Genomic DNA, 16,944 nt, shown 5'->3' on the forward strand with positions numbered 1-16,944 from the left:
TAATCGTGGAATAACCTTGCGGCCCCATAGTCTACTGGTACATCACCCAACCAGTGTCGCGGGGCCGTCATGCTCATCAAGCTTCCTCGATCCTCCGAGTGCAAGTCGTCGGAGATCACGAGTCAATCCTGCTATCTCTCGCGGCGCAGCCTGCTCGGCGGAGCGTTCGCCGGCGCTGCCATGGCGGGCTTGCCGCGCATCGGCCGCGCAGCCCAGGCCAGCCGTTACGCCGATGCCGAGGCGGGCAGCCCGCCCGACTGGTTGCGCGACAAGCTCCAATCGACCCGCTGGGAGGCCGTGACCGTAAAGGGCGAGCCCATCACCCCGTTTCGCGACGCGACCCACTACAACAACTTCTATGAATTCGGTCCCGACAAGGGCGATCCGGCGGCCAATGCCGGCAGCTTGCCGACGGAGCCCTGGAGCGTCGTGGTCGACGGGGAAGTAGGCAAGCCGGGGCGCTATGCATTGGAAGATTTCGTCAAGCCCTGCCAGCTCGAAGAAAGGATCTACCGGTTGCGTTGCGTCGAGGCCTGGTCGATGGTCATTCCCTGGCTGGGGTTTCCTTTGGCCAGTGTACTCAAACAGGTCGAGCCGACTTCCCGGGCGCGTTACGTCCGCTTCGAAACCCTGCACGATCCCAAGCACATGCCGGGGCAGCGTTCAGGCTTCGCCCTGATCGACTGGCCCTATGTAGAGGGGCTGCGGCTGGACGAGGCGATGAATCCGCTGACGATCCTGGCGGTTGGCATGTATGGCCGGGAGCTGCCCAGCCAGAACGGCGCGCCTTTGCGCCTGGTCGTGCCTTGGAAGTACGGATTCAAGAGCATCAAGTCGATCGTGCGCGTCAGCCTGGTGACCGAGCAGCCTGGCACGACCTGGCAGGGCCTGGCGCCGGAAGAATATGGTTTCTATGCCAACGTCAACCCGCAGGTGGATCACCCTCGCTGGAGCCAGGCTCGAGAGCGACGCCTGCCTAGCGGGCTGTTCAGTCCGAACGTGCGCGAGACCCTCATGTTCAACGGTTATGCCGAGGAAGTCGGCTCGTTGTATGCCGGGCTGGACCTGCGGAAGCACTACTGATGCGTTACCCGTGGTTTCGCCTGGCTATCTTCCTCTGTGGCTGCGCCTTTCCCACCTGGTGGCTCTATCAGGCATCGGCTGGCCTGCTCGGGCCGGACCCTGGAAAGATCCTGGTGGATCGGCTGGGACTGGGTGGGCTGACCATACTGCTGATCACGCTCTGCATGACGCCCTTGCAACGGGTGAGCGGCTGGGCAGGGTGGATCATCGTGCGCAGGCAGGTGGGATTATGGTCATTTGCCTATATCGTTCTGCACATGCTGGCTTATCTGTTCTTCATCCTGGGGCTGGACTGGAGGCAACTGGGGGTGGAGTTGAGCAAGCGACCCTATATCATCGTCGGTGCGCTCGGGTTCGCCGGGTTGCTGATGCTGGCCGCCACATCCAATCGGGCAAGCCAGCGGCGCTTGGGGGCGCGGTGGAAGAAATTGCACAAGCTGATCTATGTGATCCTGGGGCTGGGGTTGCTGCATTTTTTGTGGATCGTTCGTTCCGATCTCAAGGAATGGGCGATATATGCGAGTCTGGCTGCAGGATTGCTGGTCTTGCGCATACCGCGAGTGTGGAAGCATCTGCCTCGGCTGGGAAAACGGCAGGCAAAAGAAATATGAGATTTTTCGAATAAAGGCTTGACGGCCTTTCGAATCCCCTTATAATGCGCACCACTTCCGACGCAGTCGAAACGGAAAACTCCTTGAGAATCAAAGGGTTGGACGGATCAGGCAGGCTCGGGAGGGCTTCGGTCGACTGATCGGCAGCGGTGAACAAGGTGGTTGACAGCAGGTTTCAACGCTGTATGATTCGCCTCCCGCTACGAGCAATCGCCAGCGAGTCAAGTGGTTGAAGTTGAACGAGATTCTCGGCAAATACTTCGAAATAAACGCTTGACAGACGATGAGGACAGCGTAGAATGCGCGGCCTCGGTTGAGACGAAACGCTCTTGGCCAAACGCTCTTTAACAAATCGAATCAAGCAATTCGTGTGGGTGCTTGTGAGTTTGGACTGATAGTCACCAAGATTATCAGCATCACAAGTGACACATGAGCAATCATAGTAGTCATTTGAGATTGCTGAGCCAAGTTTAGGGTTTCTTAAAAACCCAAGCAGTATTGAACTGAAGAGTTTGATCATGGCTCAGATTGAACGCTGGCGGCAGGCCTAACACATGCAAGTCGAGCGGATGACGGGAGCTTGCTCCCGGATTCAGCGGCGGACGGGTGAGTAATGCCTAGGAATCTGCCTGGTAGTGGGGGACAACGTTTCGAAAGGAACGCTAATACCGCATACGTCCTACGGGAGAAAGCAGGGGACCTTCGGGCCTTGCGCTATCAGATGAGCCTAGGTCGGATTAGCTGGTTGGTGAGGTAACGGCTCACCAAGGCGACGATCCGTAACTGGTCTGAGAGGATGATCAGTCACACTGGAACTGAGACACGGTCCAGACTCCTACGGGAGGCAGCAGTGGGGAATATTGGACAATGGGCGAAAGCCTGATCCAGCCATGCCGCGTGTGTGAAGAAGGTCTTCGGATTGTAAAGCACTTTAAGCCGGGAGGAAGGGCTGTAGGCTAATATCCTGCAGTTTTGACGTTACCGGCAGAATAAGCACCGGCTAACTCTGTGCCAGCAGCCGCGGTAATACAGAGGGTGCAAGCGTTAATCGGAATTACTGGGCGTAAAGCGCGCGTAGGTGGTTGATCAAGTTGGATGTGAAAGCCCCGGGCTCAACCTGGGAACTGCATCCAAAACTGGTCGGCTAGAGTACGGTAGAGGGTGGTGGAATTTCCTGTGTAGCGGTGAAATGCGTAGATATAGGAAGGAACACCAGTGGCGAAGGCGACCACCTGGACTGATACTGACACTGAGGTGCGAAAGCGTGGGGAGCAAACAGGATTAGATACCCTGGTAGTCCACGCCGTAAACGATGTCAACTAGCCGTTGGGATCCTTGAGATCTTAGTGGCGCAGCTAACGCATTAAGTTGACCGCCTGGGGAGTACGGCCGCAAGGTTAAAACTCAAATGAATTGACGGGGGCCCGCACAAGCGGTGGAGCATGTGGTTTAATTCGAAGCAACGCGAAGAACCTTACCAGGCCTTGACATGCAGAGAACGCCCCAGAGATGGAGCGGTGCCTTCGGGAACTCTGACACAGGTGCTGCATGGCTGTCGTCAGCTCGTGTCGTGAGATGTTGGGTTAAGTCCCGTAACGAGCGCAACCCTTGTCCTTAGTTACCAGCACCTCGGGTGGGCACTCTAAGGAGACTGCCGGTGACAAACCGGAGGAAGGTGGGGATGACGTCAAGTCATCATGGCCCTTACGGCCTGGGCTACACACGTGCTACAATGGTCGGTACAGAGGGTTGCCAAGCCGCGAGGTGGAGCCAATCTCACAAAACCGATCGTAGTCCGGATCGCAGTCTGCAACTCGACTGCGTGAAGTCGGAATCGCTAGTAATCGCGAATCAGAACGTCGCGGTGAATACGTTCCCGGGCCTTGTACACACCGCCCGTCACACCATGGGAGTGGGTTGCACCAGAAGTAGCTAGTCTAACCTTCGGGAGGACGGTTACCACGGTGTGATTCATGACTGGGGTGAAGTCGTAACAAGGTAGCCGTAGGGGAACCTGCGGCTGGATCACCTCCTTAATCGACGACATCAGCCAGCTGATGAGCCCCCACACGAATTGCTTGATTCCTTGTAGAAGACGATCAAGACCCTGCATATAGGTCTGTAGCTCAGTTGGTTAGAGCGCACCCCTGATAAGGGTGAGGTCGGCAGTTCAAATCTGCCCAGACCTACCAGTTTCTGGGGCCATAGCTCAGCTGGGAGAGCGCCTGCCTTGCACGCAGGAGGTCAGCGGTTCGATCCCGCTTGGCTCCACCACCTTGCCTGTCGTCAGAACCTAGACATGAGTCTTCCTCGTGAAGATTGATGTCTGGCTTTTGTCAGATCGTTCTTTAAAAATTCGGATGTGTGATAGATATAGACTGATGATCCCTTTCACTGGGGGTGATCAGGCTAAGGTAAAATTTGTAAGTGGCTCATGCGAGCCATGCGAATTTTCGGCGAATGTCGTCTTCACAGTATAACCAGATTGCTTGGGGTTATATGGTCAAGTGAAGAAGCGCATACGGTGGATGCCTTGGCAGTCAGAGGCGATGAAAGACGTGGTAGCCTGCGATAAGCTTTGGGGAGTCGGCAAACAGACTGTGATCCAGAGATCTCTGAATGGGGGAACCCAGCCAGCACAAGCTGGTTATCTTGCACTGAATACATAGGTGCAAGAGGCGAACCAGGGGAACTGAAACATCTAAGTACCCTGAGGAATAGAAATCAACCGAGATTCCCTTAGTAGTGGCGAGCGAACGGGGACCAGCCCTTAAGCCGGTTTGAGATTAGTGGAACGCTCTGGAAAGTGCGGCCATAGTGGGTGATAGCCCCGTACACGAAAATCTCTTGCCGGTGAAATCGAGTAGGACGGAGCACGAGAAACTTTGTCTGAACATGGGGGGACCATCCTCCAAGGCTAAATACTACTGACTGACCGATAGTGAACCAGTACCGTGAGGGAAAGGCGAAAAGAACCCCGGAGAGGGGAGTGAAATAGAACCTGAAACCGTATGCGTACAAGCAGTGGGAGCAGCTTCGTGCTGTGACTGCGTACCTTTTGTATAATGGGTCAGCGACTTATATTCAGTGGCAAGCTTAACCGTATAGGGGAGGCGTAGCGAAAGCGAGTCTTAATAGGGCGTCAAGTCGCTGGGTATAGACCCGAAACCGGGCGATCTATCCATGGGCAGGTTGAAGGTTAGGTAACACTGACTGGAGGACCGAACCGACTACCGTTGAAAAGTTAGCGGATGACCTGTGGATCGGAGTGAAAGGCTAATCAAGCTCGGAGATAGCTGGTTCTCCTCGAAAGCTATTTAGGTAGCGCCTCATGTATCACTGCTGGGGGTAGAGCACTGTTTCGGCTAGGGGGTCATCCCGACTTACCAAACCGATGCAAACTCCGAATACCAGCAAGTGCCGAGCATGGGAGACACACGGCGGGTGCTAACGTCCGTCGTGAAAAGGGAAACAACCCAGACCGTCAGCTAAGGTCCCAAAGTCATGGTTAAGTGGGAAACGATGTGGGAAGGCTTAGACAGCTAGGAGGTTGGCTTAGAAGCAGCCATCCTTTAAAGAAAGCGTAATAGCTCACTAGTCGAGTCGGCCTGCGCGGAAGATGTAACGGGGCTCAAACCATGCACCGAAGCTACGGGTGTCACCACCAGGTGACGCGGTAGAGGAGCGTTCTGTAAGCCTGTGAAGGTCAGTCGAGAGGCTGGCTGGAGGTATCAGAAGTGCGAATGCTGACATGAGTAACGACAATGCGAGTGAAAAACTCGCACGCCGAAAGACCAAGGTTTCCTGCGCAACGTTAATCGACGCAGGGTTAGTCGGTCCCTAAGGCGAGGCTGAAGAGCGTAGTCGATGGAAAACAGGTTAATATTCCTGTACTTCCGGTTATTGCGATGGAGGGACGGAGAAGGCTAGGCCAGCTTGGCGTTGGTTGTCCAAGTTTAAGGTGGTAGGCTGGGATCTTAGGCAAATCCGGGATCCCTAGGCCGAGAGCTGATGACGAGTTGCCACTAGGCGACGAAGTGGTTGATGCCAGGCTTCCAGGAAAAGCTCCTAAGCTTCAGATAATCGGGAACCGTACCCCAAACCGACACAGGTGGTTAGGTAGAGAATACCAAGGCGCTTGAGAGAACTCGGGTGAAGGAACTAGGCAAAATGGCACCGTAACTTCGGGAGAAGGTGCGCCGGCGAGGGTCAAGGACTTGCTCCGTAAGCCCATGCCGGTCGAAGATACCAGGCCGCTGCGACTGTTTATTAAAAACACAGCACTCTGCAAACACGAAAGTGGACGTATAGGGTGTGACGCCTGCCCGGTGCCGGAAGGTTAATTGATGGGGTTAGCGCAAGCGAAGCTCTTGATCGAAGCCCCGGTAAACGGCGGCCGTAACTATAACGGTCCTAAGGTAGCGAAATTCCTTGTCGGGTAAGTTCCGACCTGCACGAATGGCGTAACGATGGCGGCGCTGTCTCCACCCGAGACTCAGTGAAATTGAAATCGCTGTGAAGATGCAGTGTATCCGCGGCTAGACGGAAAGACCCCGTGAACCTTTACTATAGCTTTGCACTGGACTTTGAACTTGCTTGTGTAGGATAGGTGGGAGGCTATGAAGCGTGGACGCCAGTCTGCGTGGAGCCATCCTTGAAATACCACCCTGGCAACTTTGAGGTTCTAACTCAGGTCCGTCATCCGGATCGAGGACAGTGTATGGTGGGTAGTTTGACTGGGGCGGTCTCCTCCCAAAGAGTAACGGAGGAGTACGAAGGTGCGCTCAGACCGGTCGGAAATCGGTCGCAGAGTATAAAGGCAAAAGCGCGCTTGACTGCGAGACCCACACGTCGAGCAGGTACGAAAGTAGGTCTTAGTGATCCGGTGGTTCTGTATGGAAGGGCCATCGCTCAACGGATAAAAGGTACTCCGGGGATAACAGGCTGATACCGCCCAAGAGTTCATATCGACGGCGGTGTTTGGCACCTCGATGTCGGCTCATCACATCCTGGGGCTGAAGCCGGTCCCAAGGGTATGGCTGTTCGCCATTTAAAGTGGTACGCGAGCTGGGTTTAGAACGTCGTGAGACAGTTCGGTCCCTATCTGCCGTGGACGTTTGAGATTTGAGAGGGGCTGCTCCTAGTACGAGAGGACCGGAGTGGACGAACCTCTGGTGTTCCGGTTGTCACGCCAGTGGCATTGCCGGGTAGCTATGTTCGGAAGAGATAACCGCTGAAAGCATCTAAGCGGGAAACTTGCCTCAAGATGAGATCTCACTGGAGCCTCGAGCTCCCTGAAGGGCCGTCGAAGACTACGACGTTGATAGGTCGGGTGTGTAAGCGCTGTGAGGCGTTGAGCTAACCGATACTAATGGCCCGTGAGGCTTGACCATATAACACCCAAGCAATCTGCAGCGCAGGTTGCGGTGAGTGAAGACGCAGCACCGAAAATTCGCACCTTGCATCACACATCCGAGTTGGCCGACACGTCCCCTGGACGGATCGGCACCGTTTTTCTTGGCGACCATAGAGCATTGGCACCACCTGATCCCATCCCGAACTCAGCAGTGAAACGATGCATCGCCGATGGTAGTGTGGGGTTTCCCCATGTGAGAGTAGGTCATCGCCAAGATTCATTCCGCAAAACCCCTGACTGCGACCGCAGCCAGGGGTTTTGTCCTTTCTGGGGTTCAGGCGGCAAGCCGGGCGTGGCCTCGGGGCATCCGGCGCTGGCCTGGAAGGCTTCGAACGCCTGGGCCAGCGCCTTGGTCGTTGCGGCTGGCAGCTTCAAGGGCTGCTGCCCAGCGCCGGACAGGGTTGCGATGACCAGGGACAGATGGCATCGTTTCCCTTTGACCGCTTCCAGGTAGCTCATGTCGCAGTTCGAGTCCATCACGCCCGGTTTCATGGTGATCCACGGCAATCGCCCAGACGACTTGCGTAGCCTGGTAGTGGAATGGATGCGTCGCTACCCGCTGCGCCCGTTGGAAAACGAGGTCGCCCTGGTGCAGAGCAACGGCATCGCCCAATGGCTGAAGATGGCATTGGCGGCGGATCCCGAGGACGGCGGCTGCGGCGTGGCGGCGGCCATCGACGTGCAGTTGCCAGGTAGCTTCATGTGGCGTTTGTACCGATCCGTTCTCGGCCGCTCGGAGATTCCAGAAACGTCCGTGCTGGACAAAGGACCGCTCACCTGGCGTCTGATGCGATTGTTGCCGATCCTGATCGATCAGCCTGTATTCGCACCGCTCGCGCGCTTCTTGGGCGATGACCAGGACATGCGCAAGCGTTACCAGTTGTCCCAACGTTTGGCCGACCTCTATGACCAATATCAGGTATATCGAGCCGATTGGCTCGAAGACTGGGCGGCAGGGCGCTATCAGTTGCGCAGTGGTCGTGGTGAGTCACGCCCTCTGGCCGAAGGCAACCAGTGGCAGGCGGCACTGTGGCAGGCGCTGCTCGGAGACGTTGGTGTCGAAGGCATGGCCCAGAGCCGAGCGGGCGTTCACCAGCGCTACATGGATACCATGCTATCGGCACAAACAGCACCGCCGGGCCTGCCGAGCCGTGTGATCGTGTTCGGTATCTCATCGCTTCCCGCTCAGGTGCTTCATGCATTGGCCGGGCTGGCCCGGTTCACCCAAGTGCTGTTGTGTGTGCACAATCCCTGTCGCCATCATTGGGCAGACATAATTGCGGACAAGGAATTGCTACAGCGCGAGTATCGTCGGCAGCGCCGCAAACCGGGAGTGCCGCTACAGCTCGACGCTACCAGCTTGCACCAGCATGCCCAGCCGTTGCTGGCCGCCTGGGGTAAACAAGGGCGTGACTACATTGCCCTGCTGGATGAGTTCGATCAGCCGGACAGCTACCGGGGGGCTTTCAGCGATGGAAAGATCGACCTGTACGAAGATGGGGCGACCGAGACTCTGCTCGGTCAGTTGCAGAACGACATTCTGGAGTTGCGCCCCCTCGCCGAAACCCGTGAGCTTTGGCCAGCGGTAGATCCCGAAGCGGATCCATCCGTTCGTTTCCACATCGCGCATAGCGCACAGCGAGAAGTGGAAGTCTTGCATGACCAACTCTTGCAGCGCTTTTCCAGCAATCCCGCGCTCAAGCCCCGGGACATCATCGTCATGGTTCCGGACATCAACGGTTACGCGCCGTACATTCGCGCCGTGTTCGGGCAGGTGCCAAGAGACGATAAACGGTTCATTCCTTTCACCTTGAACGATCAGGCCCAGCGCGGGCGCGACCCGCTGCTCATCGCCCTGGAACACTTGCTGAAACTTCCCGACAGCCGCTTTGCCGTAGGCGAGATTCTTGACCTGCTGGACGTGCCAGCCGTGCGCGCGCGTTTTGGCATTGCCGAGCAATCCTTGGCCGTTCTGCACAGCTGGATTGAAGGCGCTGGCGTTCGCTGGGGCCTGGATGCCCAGCAGCGCAAGACCTTGGGCTTGCCCGCGGGCATGGAACAGAACAGCTGGCGATTCGGCTTGCGACGCATGCTCTTGGGCTACGCCGTCGGCGGTGGGGAGGGGTTCGCCGGGGTAGAGCCTTACGACGAAGTCGGTGGCCTGGACGCAGCCCTGGTAGGACCGTTGTTCGCCGTGATCGACCGCCTGGACCACTGGTCCCAGGCGCTGCTCGAATCCGTTGCGCCGCAAGCCTGGGGCCAGCGCTTGCAAGGCTTGGTCAACGACTTCTTCAAGCCCGAGGACGAGCATGCCGAGTACCTGCTCATTCAACTCGATGAGTTGCGCGATCAATGGCTGCAAGCCTGCGAGACCGTTGGGCTGGTCGAGGCGCTGCCCTTGACGGTGGTTCGTGAAGCCTGGCTGGCGGGGCTGGACCAGGGCGGGTTGAACCAACGCTTTCTCGCCGGTTCGGTGAATTTCTGCACCCTGATGCCCATGCGAGCGATTCCCTTCGAAATGGTCTGCCTGCTGGGCATGAACGACGGCGACTACCCTCGTGCCCAGCCGCCCCTGGATTTCGACCTGATGGCCACGGATTATCGTCCGGGAGATCGTTCTCGCCGAGAGGACGACCGCTACCTGTTGCTCGAGGCTGTGCTTTCGGCCCGCAAGGAGCTCTACATCAGCTGGGTGGGCCGGAGCATCCGCGACAACACGGAGCGCCCGCCGTCCGTGCTGGTCGGCCAACTGCGCGATCACCTCGCTGCCGGCTGGCGTTTGCGCAGCGAGCCCTCCAATGGCGAAGCGTTGATCAAGGCCCTGAGCCTGGAGCACCCTCTGCAGCCGTTCAGCATCCGCTATTTCCAGGAAGGGCAGCCGGCGTTGTTCAGTTATGCTCGAGAGTGGCGGGCCGTGCATGAGGCCTACGCGCCGCGGGTTCAGGCCGACGGCTTGCCTGCCTTCGTGCCAGAAGGGCCGTTGGGGCTGGAGGTACTGACGAGCTTCTTGCGCAACCCGGTCAAGCATTTCTATACCCAACGGTTGAAGGTGTACTTCGAGCAAGTGCAGGGCGCTCTCGAAGAGGCCGAGCCTTTTACCTTGGACGGGCTGCAACACTACAACCTGAGTACCCAACTGTTGGATGCCGCCCTGCAAGGTGGCGAAACCGAGCTTGAAGAGGTGCTGCGCAATCAGGCCAGTAGGCTCCAGGCGGCCGGGCATCTGCCCATGGCCGGGTTTGGGGAACTGCTCCAGGCGGAGCTGATCGCCCCGTTGCCAGGCTTGATCAGTCGGTACCAGGCGTTGTTGGTCCGCTGGCCCACGCCTGTGCAAAGTGCCTTGCCGTTGCACTTTGCTGCTCAAGGCCTGGAAGTGGAGGGTTGGCTGGCTGGCTTGCATGAAGGCGAGGACGGTGCCCTGTTGCGCATCACCCTCCTGGCCAATGCAATCAACACCCGGGGCGGGCGTAAATGGTCACGGCTGATCGACAGTTGGGTGCACCATCTGCTGGCCTGCAGTGAGGGCCTGCCGCTGCATACGGCGGTGGTGGCCACCGATACCACATTGCTGCTGGCTCCCTTGAGCGTGGAACACGCCCGTGCCGCTCTTGTCGACCTGTTGTTGGCCTGGCGCCAAGGCATGTGCCAGCCATTGCCGGTAGCGCCGCGTACCGCGTTCGCTTTCCTGGCCGGAAAGGATCGGGAGGCCGCGTTCAAGGCGGCCCAGGTCGCCTACGAGGGTTCGGAATTTCCTGGAGGAGGCGCCGGCGAGCGCGCCCGCGACATGGCGCTGGCCCGCCAGTACCCGGACTTCGCCGCGCTCACTGCCGACGAGTCCTTCGAGGGCTGGGTGCAAGCGCTCTATCAACCGCTGTTCAGCGCCCCCTGGACGGATCTTCAGGCGCAGGAGAAAGCCCGATGAGCGAAGCAGCCAGCCGCCCGCTTGCCTTGACCTTTCCCCTGCGCGGCAGCCAGTTGATCGAAGCCAGTGCTGGGACTGGCAAAACCTTCACCATCTCGGCCCTGTACCTGCGCCTGGTATTGGGACACGGGCTGGGCGATAGCGGATTCGGCCGCGAATTGCTGCCGCCCCAGATCCTGGTGGTGACCTTCACCGACGCCGCCACCAAGGAGTTGCGAGATCGTATCAGGGCTCGCCTGGCCCAGGCGGCGCAGTTCTTTCGCGACGAGATTGCCGAGCCGGATGCCCTGGTAGGCCAATTGCGGGCTGACTACCCCATCGACGCCTGGCCGCTCTGCGCCAGCAAGCTGGACGCCGCCGCGCAGTGGATGGACGAAGCCGCGGTCTCGACCATCCATGGCTGGTGCCAGCGCATGTTGCGCGAGCACGCCTTCGACAGTGGCAGCCTGTTCACTCAGAGCCTGGAAACCGATCACAGCGAGCTGCTCAACGAAGTGGTGCGCGATTACTGGCGACAGTTCTGCTACGGCATGACGGGAGAGACCTTGGGCTGGGTCCGGGAGCACTGGAAGTCGCCCGCTGCCCTGCTGACCCGGCTGAAAGGTTTGCTTGGCGGCGCGGGTCCGCTCGATGACGATGCCCACCCTGCCCAGCACATCAAGACTGGCCTGCGCCGGCGCCAGGATGAACTCGCCCGGATCAAGCAGCCCTGGGGCGCCTGGGTCGAGGAACTGCGCGCGCTCTTGCTGCAAGGCATCGCCGACAAGGCCGTGGACGCTCGCAAACTGCAGCCGCGCTACTTCGAGCCGTGGTTGGAGGCGTTGGCGCACTGGCATGCGACGCCAGATATCCATCTGCTCGACATCGGCAAGGGTTTCGAGCGCCTCACCCCCGAGGGGATGGCCGAAGCCTGGAAAACCGAACCTCCCAGCCATGCCGCGTTGGACGCCATGCTGACCCTGCGTGAACGCTTGCAGCAGCTACCTGATCCTGGCACGGAGGCCCTCGATCATGCCGCGACCTGGGTGGCTGCGCGCTTCGAAAGCGAAAAGCGCCGGCGGGCCGAAATGGGCTTCGATGACATGTTGCTGCGCCTGGATGCGGCCCTGCGGGGCGAGTCGGGCCCAGCACTGGCCCAGGTCATTCGCGAGCAGTTTCCGGTGGCGCTGATCGACGAATTCCAGGACACCGACCCGGTGCAATACCGCATTTTCGAGCGGATCTACCAGATCGAGCAAAACCGTCAGGACTTGGGCATCTTCCTGATCGGAGACCCCAAGCAGGCGATCTATGCTTTCCGTGGCGCGGATATCCACACCTACCTGCGCGCGCGGCGCGCCAGTACCGGACGTTTGCACAGCCTGGGTACCAACTTCCGTTCCACCGAGGCCCTGGTGGCCGCGGTCAACCGCGTGTTCGAGCATGCCGAAGCCAGGCCCGAAGGGCGTGGCGCCTTCCTTTTCCGTGACGCCAGTGACAATCCGGTGCCCTTCCTGTCCGTGGCCGCACAAGGCCGCAAGGACGCGCTCCAGGTGCAAGGCCAGGCGCAATCTGCGCTGACTTTCTGGGCATTGTCCAGTGACAAACCGGTAGCCAACGGCACGTATCGGGAACAGTTGGCGCCGGCCTGCGCCAGCGAAATCGTCCGCCTGCTAGAGCTAGGCAAGGCGGGCCAATGCGGCTTCGTCACCCGCGAAGGTCAACAGCGCCCGTTGGTCCCGTCGGATATCGCCATCCTCGTGCGCGATGGTGGCGAGGCCCAGGCCATACGCTCGCAGTTGCGTGCGCGCGGGGTACGCAGCGTCTACCTCTCCGACAAGGAGTCCGTATTCAAAAGCCAGGAGGCCGTGGATGTGCTGGCCTGGCTGCGGGCCTGCGCCGAGCCGGATGCGGACCGTTTGCTGCGGGCCGCGCTGGCCAGCGTCAGCTTGGCCCAGCCCTTGGCCGAGCTGGATGCGCTCAACCGCAACGAGCTGGCGTGGGAGGCACGGGTGATGCAGTTCCGTGAATACCGCGCGCTCTGGCGAGAACAAGGCGTGCTGAGCATGTTGCGACGATTGCTGCATGATTTCCAATTGCCGGCACGCCTGACCGCCAGGAGCGATGGTGAGCGCGTACTGACCAACCTGCTGCATCTGACCGAGCTGCTGCAGCAAGCGTCGGCTGAGCTGGACGGGGAGCAGGCGCTGATTCGCTACCTGGCCGAACGTTTGACCAGCCAGGTCGAAGGTGGAGAGGAGCAGGTGGTGCGCCTGGAGAGCGACGAGCAACTGGTCAAGGTGGTGACCATCCACAAGTCCAAAGGCCTGGAATATCCCTTGGTGTTCCTGCCGTTCGTCTGTAGCGCCCGGCCGGTGGACGGTAGCCGACTGCCGATCAGCTGGCACGATGACCAAGGTGAGCGACGGGTGAGCATGAGCCCGGACGAAGCCGCCATCGCCGCTGCCGACGACGAGCGCCTGGGCGAAGACCTGCGCTTGCTCTACGTGGCGCTGACCCGAGCGCAATACGCTTGCTGGCTGGGTGTGGCGGACCTCAAGCGCGGCCGGGACAGCCGCTCGGTCCTGCACCGCTCGGCCTTGGGCTACCTGCTTGGCGGCGGCGCTCCACTGCAAGCCTCTGGCGATCTGACCGACTGGCTGGCTGAGATGCGGGGCGCTTGCCCGGCCATGCAGGTGCAGGCATTGCCTGCCGTCAACGGCCAAGTGTATGTGCCACCCCGTGACGAACAGCGGCTGCAACCGGCACGCGAACCGGCCAGGCGCGCCGCCGAGCACTGGTGGATCGCTTCCTACAGCGCCCTGCGCATTGCCGACAGCGTCGAGGGCGAGTGGGCGCCGGACAGCCTGAAGGCGCAGAACCTGCTCGATGACGAACCCCTGGGCAATGCCACCGAGGTCGCGCCTGGCCACGGCTCCATTCATCGGTTCCCGCGTGGGCCGCACCCTGGCACCTTCCTCCACGGCCTGCTGGAGTGGGCTGCGCGCGAAGGCTTCGGCCAAGCGGCCGAGCATCCAGAGACTCTGCGCGATACCTTGGCCCGGCGCTGCGCCGCACGCGGCTGGGACGGCTGGATACCGACCTTGGAGCACTGGCTCGACGCCTTGCTTGCCACGCCACTGCCACTGGCCGACGGTGCCGAGGTGCGCCTGCTCGAGCTGGAGGATTATCGCTACGAAATGGAGTTCTGGTTCGCCAGTCGCGAGGTCGACGTGATGCGGCTCGACAGCCTGGTTCGCCAGTACACCCACGACGCAGCGCCACGTGCCGCCGCCGAAGGCAACCGCCTCAATGGGCTGTTCAAGGGCTTCATCGACTTGTGCTTCGAACACCAAGGTCGCTATTACGTAGCGGACTACAAGTCCAACTGGCTGGGAGCCGAAGACGCCAGTTATTCGCCCGCCGCCATGGAAGTGGCCATTCTCGAACACCGGTACGACTTGCAATACGTGCTCTATCTGCTGGCCTTGCATCGCCAGCTCAAGGCTCGCTTGGCCGACTATGACTACGACCGCCATGTGGGCGGTGCGTTGTTCATTTTCTTGCGCGGGCTCAGTGCCCGTAGCCGAGGCGTGCACTTCAGCCGTCCACCCAAAGTCTTGATCGAACAGTTGGACTTGCTGTTCCAAGGCAAGCTTCAGGCGCTGATACCCGGTGCCCAGGCTGATCTTTTCGCAGAGGCCCGGCCATGAACGATCTGCCCGCAAGCACCCCGTCGATGGCCGAAGCGCTGCCGTCCCTGGCTTCCAGCGCTGGCCTTTTCGCCCTGCTGGAGCGCTGGGTCGGCCAGGGCTGGCTGCGCCCGCTGGACCTGGCCCTGGTGCGCTTTCTGGCCGAGCAGGCTGCTTCCACGCAGCCGTTGGTGTTGCTCGCCGCGGCCTTGACCAGTCATCAGCTGGGTCACGGCCATGTCTGTCTCGACCTGGCGCAGACCCTGGCTGAACCAGACTTTGCATTGTCGCTGCCGCCGGAAGGCGAAGACAGCCTCAGCACTGAGGTCTTGCCCTCCAGCATGCTGGCCGGCCTTGCCCTCAGTCAGTGGATCCAGGCCTTGCAGGCATCGGCCCTGGTCGCTCACGGTCAGCACGGGCCGAGCGACAGGCCGTTGGTCCTCAGCGGCGAACGCCTCTATCTGCGCCGCTATTGGACCTACGAGCGCGCCGTGGAAAGCGCCTTGCGGTCGCGCCTCGCCTCGCCGTCGCAGGTGCCGGACGATTTGCCCATGCGCCTGGCCAGGCTCTTCCCGACGCCCGCCGCCGAGGGGATCGATTGGCAGAAACTGGCATGCGCCCTGGCCTCCCGCGCCGCCCTGAGCATCATCACCGGTGGGCCAGGCACCGGTAAGACCACCACGGTGGTGCGTCTGCTGGCGTTGCTGCAGGGGCCTCGGGTCGAAGCCGGGCGGCCATTGCGCATCCGTCTGGCAGCGCCTACCGGCAAGGCTGCCGCCCGCCTCACCGAGTCGATCGGCGCCCAGGTGCAAGGCCTGGAGGTGGCACAGGCAATCAAGGCACGGATTCCCAGCGAAGTGACCACGGTGCATCGTCTGTTGGGCAGCCGGCCTGGCACTCGGCATTTTCGGCATCACCGAGGCAACCCGCTGCCACTGGATGTCCTGGTGGTCGACGAAGCCTCGATGATCGACCTGGAAATGATGGCCAACCTGCTCGAAGCCCTGCCGCCGCAGGCGCGCCTGGTGCTGCTGGGGGACAAGGACCAACTGGCCTCGGTAGAAGCCGGGGCGGTGCTCGGCGACTTGTGTCGCGATGCGGAGGCCGGATTCTACAGCCCGGCGACCTGGGCCTGGCTGGAGACGGTCGCCGGCCAGCCTCTGGACGCCTCGGGGCTGCGCGAGGGGGACCCGACTGAGCATGCCCTGGCCCAGCAGTTGGTGATGCTGCGCCACTCCCGGCGTTTCGCCGAAGGCAGTGGCATCGGCGAATTGGCCCGGGCGGTCAATGAGCAACGCGCTGCCGATGCCCGCCGCGTCTTGACCGATACGCGCTTCGATGACATCACCAGCTGTCGTCTGCAAGGCGAGCAAGACCATGCTCTGGAAAGGCTGCTGCTCAGCGGTAGCGGGCGTGGCCGTGGGAGTGCCGCAGGCTATCGCCAGTACTTCGATGTGCTGCAGCGGCAAAGACCGCCCGCCACCACGCCGCTGGCCAATCCCGCCTGGCTGGGCTGGGCCGCCGAAGTGCTCGCCGCGTTCGACCGCTTCCGTCTGCTCTGCGCGGTGCGCAAGGGGCCGTGGGGTGTGGAAGCGATCAACCAGCGGGCCACGCGTGCTCTGCTTGGGGCCGGCCTGGTCGAAAGCGATCACCACTGGTACGAGGGTCGTCCGGTCTTGATGACCCGCAACGACTACGGTCTGGGGCTGATGAATGGCGACATCGGCGTGGCCCTGCGCCTGCCGGAAGCGGAGGATAGCGACCGGCTCACCTTGAGAGTGGCCTTCCCCCGCAACGATGGCCAGGGTGGCGTGCGCTTCGTACTGCCCAGCCGCCTCACCGATGTGGAAACCGTGTATGCCATGACCGTGCACAAGTCCCAAGGCTCGGAATTCGAACACACCGCGTTGATCCTGCCGGACGCGCTCAACCCGGTACTGACCAAGGAGCTGGTCTACACCGGCATCACCCGGGCGCGGCGTTGGTTCACGCTGGTCGAACCGCGTCCGGGCGTGTTCGAGGACGCAGTGAACCGCCGGGTGCGGCGCCTCAGCGGGCTGATGCTGGAGCCGACTGCGCCCCGCTGAGAAAACGTGGGAAGTGCGCGCATTGGTGGGTAGCATTCATCGGTCGAGGTCCTACAGGCCCTCCATCGCGTGTCGATAATCGCGCGTCAGGTGCTCAGCACCTGCCCCCGACCACGCTGCGCTTGCCAGAGCGCCTGCCAATGGCGTTGATGAA

General features: G+C 60.7%; 6 protein-coding genes, 2 tRNA genes and 3 rRNA genes. 10 read left to right on the top strand and 1 reads right to left on the bottom strand.

The features are described from left to right. Positions 1 to 69: 69 nt before the first annotated feature. The 7 genes from msrP (at position 70) to rrf (ending at position 7,326) form a co-directional block, all read left to right on the top strand. A complete protein-coding gene (gene msrP, locus ACY8GK_RS19350) occupies positions 70 to 1,083 on the top strand; it encodes a protein-methionine-sulfoxide reductase catalytic subunit MsrP (protein WP_462401838.1) in 1,014 nt (337 codons plus the stop codon). Next, positions 1,083 to 1,694 carry a protein-methionine-sulfoxide reductase heme-binding subunit MsrQ gene (gene msrQ, locus ACY8GK_RS19355; protein WP_462401839.1) on the top strand — a complete coding sequence of 204 codons (612 nt, stop codon included), beginning with the start codon at positions 1,083 to 1,085 and terminating at the stop codon, positions 1,692 to 1,694. Before msrP ends, msrQ begins: the two co-directional genes overlap by 1 nt. A 500-nt stretch (positions 1,695 to 2,194) precedes the next feature. Further along, a 16S ribosomal RNA gene (locus ACY8GK_RS19360) occupies positions 2,195 to 3,730 on the top strand. 79 nt (positions 3,731 to 3,809) lie between these two features. Then, positions 3,810 to 3,886, top strand: a tRNA-Ile gene (locus ACY8GK_RS19365). Between the two features lie 6 nt (positions 3,887 to 3,892). Continuing rightward, a tRNA-Ala gene (locus ACY8GK_RS19370) sits at positions 3,893 to 3,968 on the top strand. Positions 3,969 to 4,195: 227 nt separating this feature from the next. Continuing rightward, a 23S ribosomal RNA gene (locus tag ACY8GK_RS19375) occupies positions 4,196 to 7,087 on the top strand. Between the two features lie 123 nt (positions 7,088 to 7,210). Beyond that, positions 7,211 to 7,326, top strand: a 5S ribosomal RNA gene (gene rrf / locus ACY8GK_RS19380). Together the 16S, 23S and 5S rRNA genes with 2 tRNA genes alongside form the textbook arrangement of a ribosomal RNA operon. Here the strand turns inward: rrf and ACY8GK_RS19385 are convergent. Continuing rightward, positions 7,315 to 7,569 (bottom strand): hypothetical protein, encoded by a 255-nt coding sequence (locus ACY8GK_RS19385; protein WP_462401840.1) that lies wholly within the window; start codon positions 7,567 to 7,569, stop codon positions 7,315 to 7,317. The two genes, rrf and ACY8GK_RS19385, sit on opposite strands and share 12 nt — an antisense overlap. Between ACY8GK_RS19385 and recC the strand changes: the two genes are divergently transcribed. Genes recC through recD form a run of 3 tightly spaced genes read left to right on the top strand, consistent with a single transcriptional unit; the run spans position 7,568 to position 16,790 of the window. Continuing rightward, positions 7,568 to 11,032 (top strand): exodeoxyribonuclease V subunit gamma, encoded by a 3,465-nt coding sequence (gene recC / locus ACY8GK_RS19390; protein WP_462401841.1) that lies wholly within the window; start codon positions 7,568 to 7,570, stop codon positions 11,030 to 11,032. The two genes, ACY8GK_RS19385 and recC, sit on opposite strands and share 2 nt — an antisense overlap. After that, the gene (gene recB / locus ACY8GK_RS19395; protein ID WP_462401842.1) at positions 11,029 to 14,724 is read left to right on the top strand and encodes an exodeoxyribonuclease V subunit beta; all 3,696 of its coding nucleotides are present in this window, start codon (positions 11,029 to 11,031) and stop codon (positions 14,722 to 14,724) included. The genes recC and recB overlap by 4 nt, the downstream gene beginning before the upstream one ends. Then, positions 14,721 to 16,790 carry an exodeoxyribonuclease V subunit alpha gene (recD, locus tag ACY8GK_RS19400; RefSeq protein WP_196181622.1) on the top strand — a complete coding sequence of 690 codons (2,070 nt, stop codon included), beginning with the start codon at positions 14,721 to 14,723 and terminating at the stop codon, positions 16,788 to 16,790. Before recB ends, recD begins: the two co-directional genes overlap by 4 nt. Positions 16,791 to 16,944 lie beyond the last annotated feature (154 nt).

This window comes from Pseudomonas sp. Marseille-QA0332 (assembly GCF_054950175.1).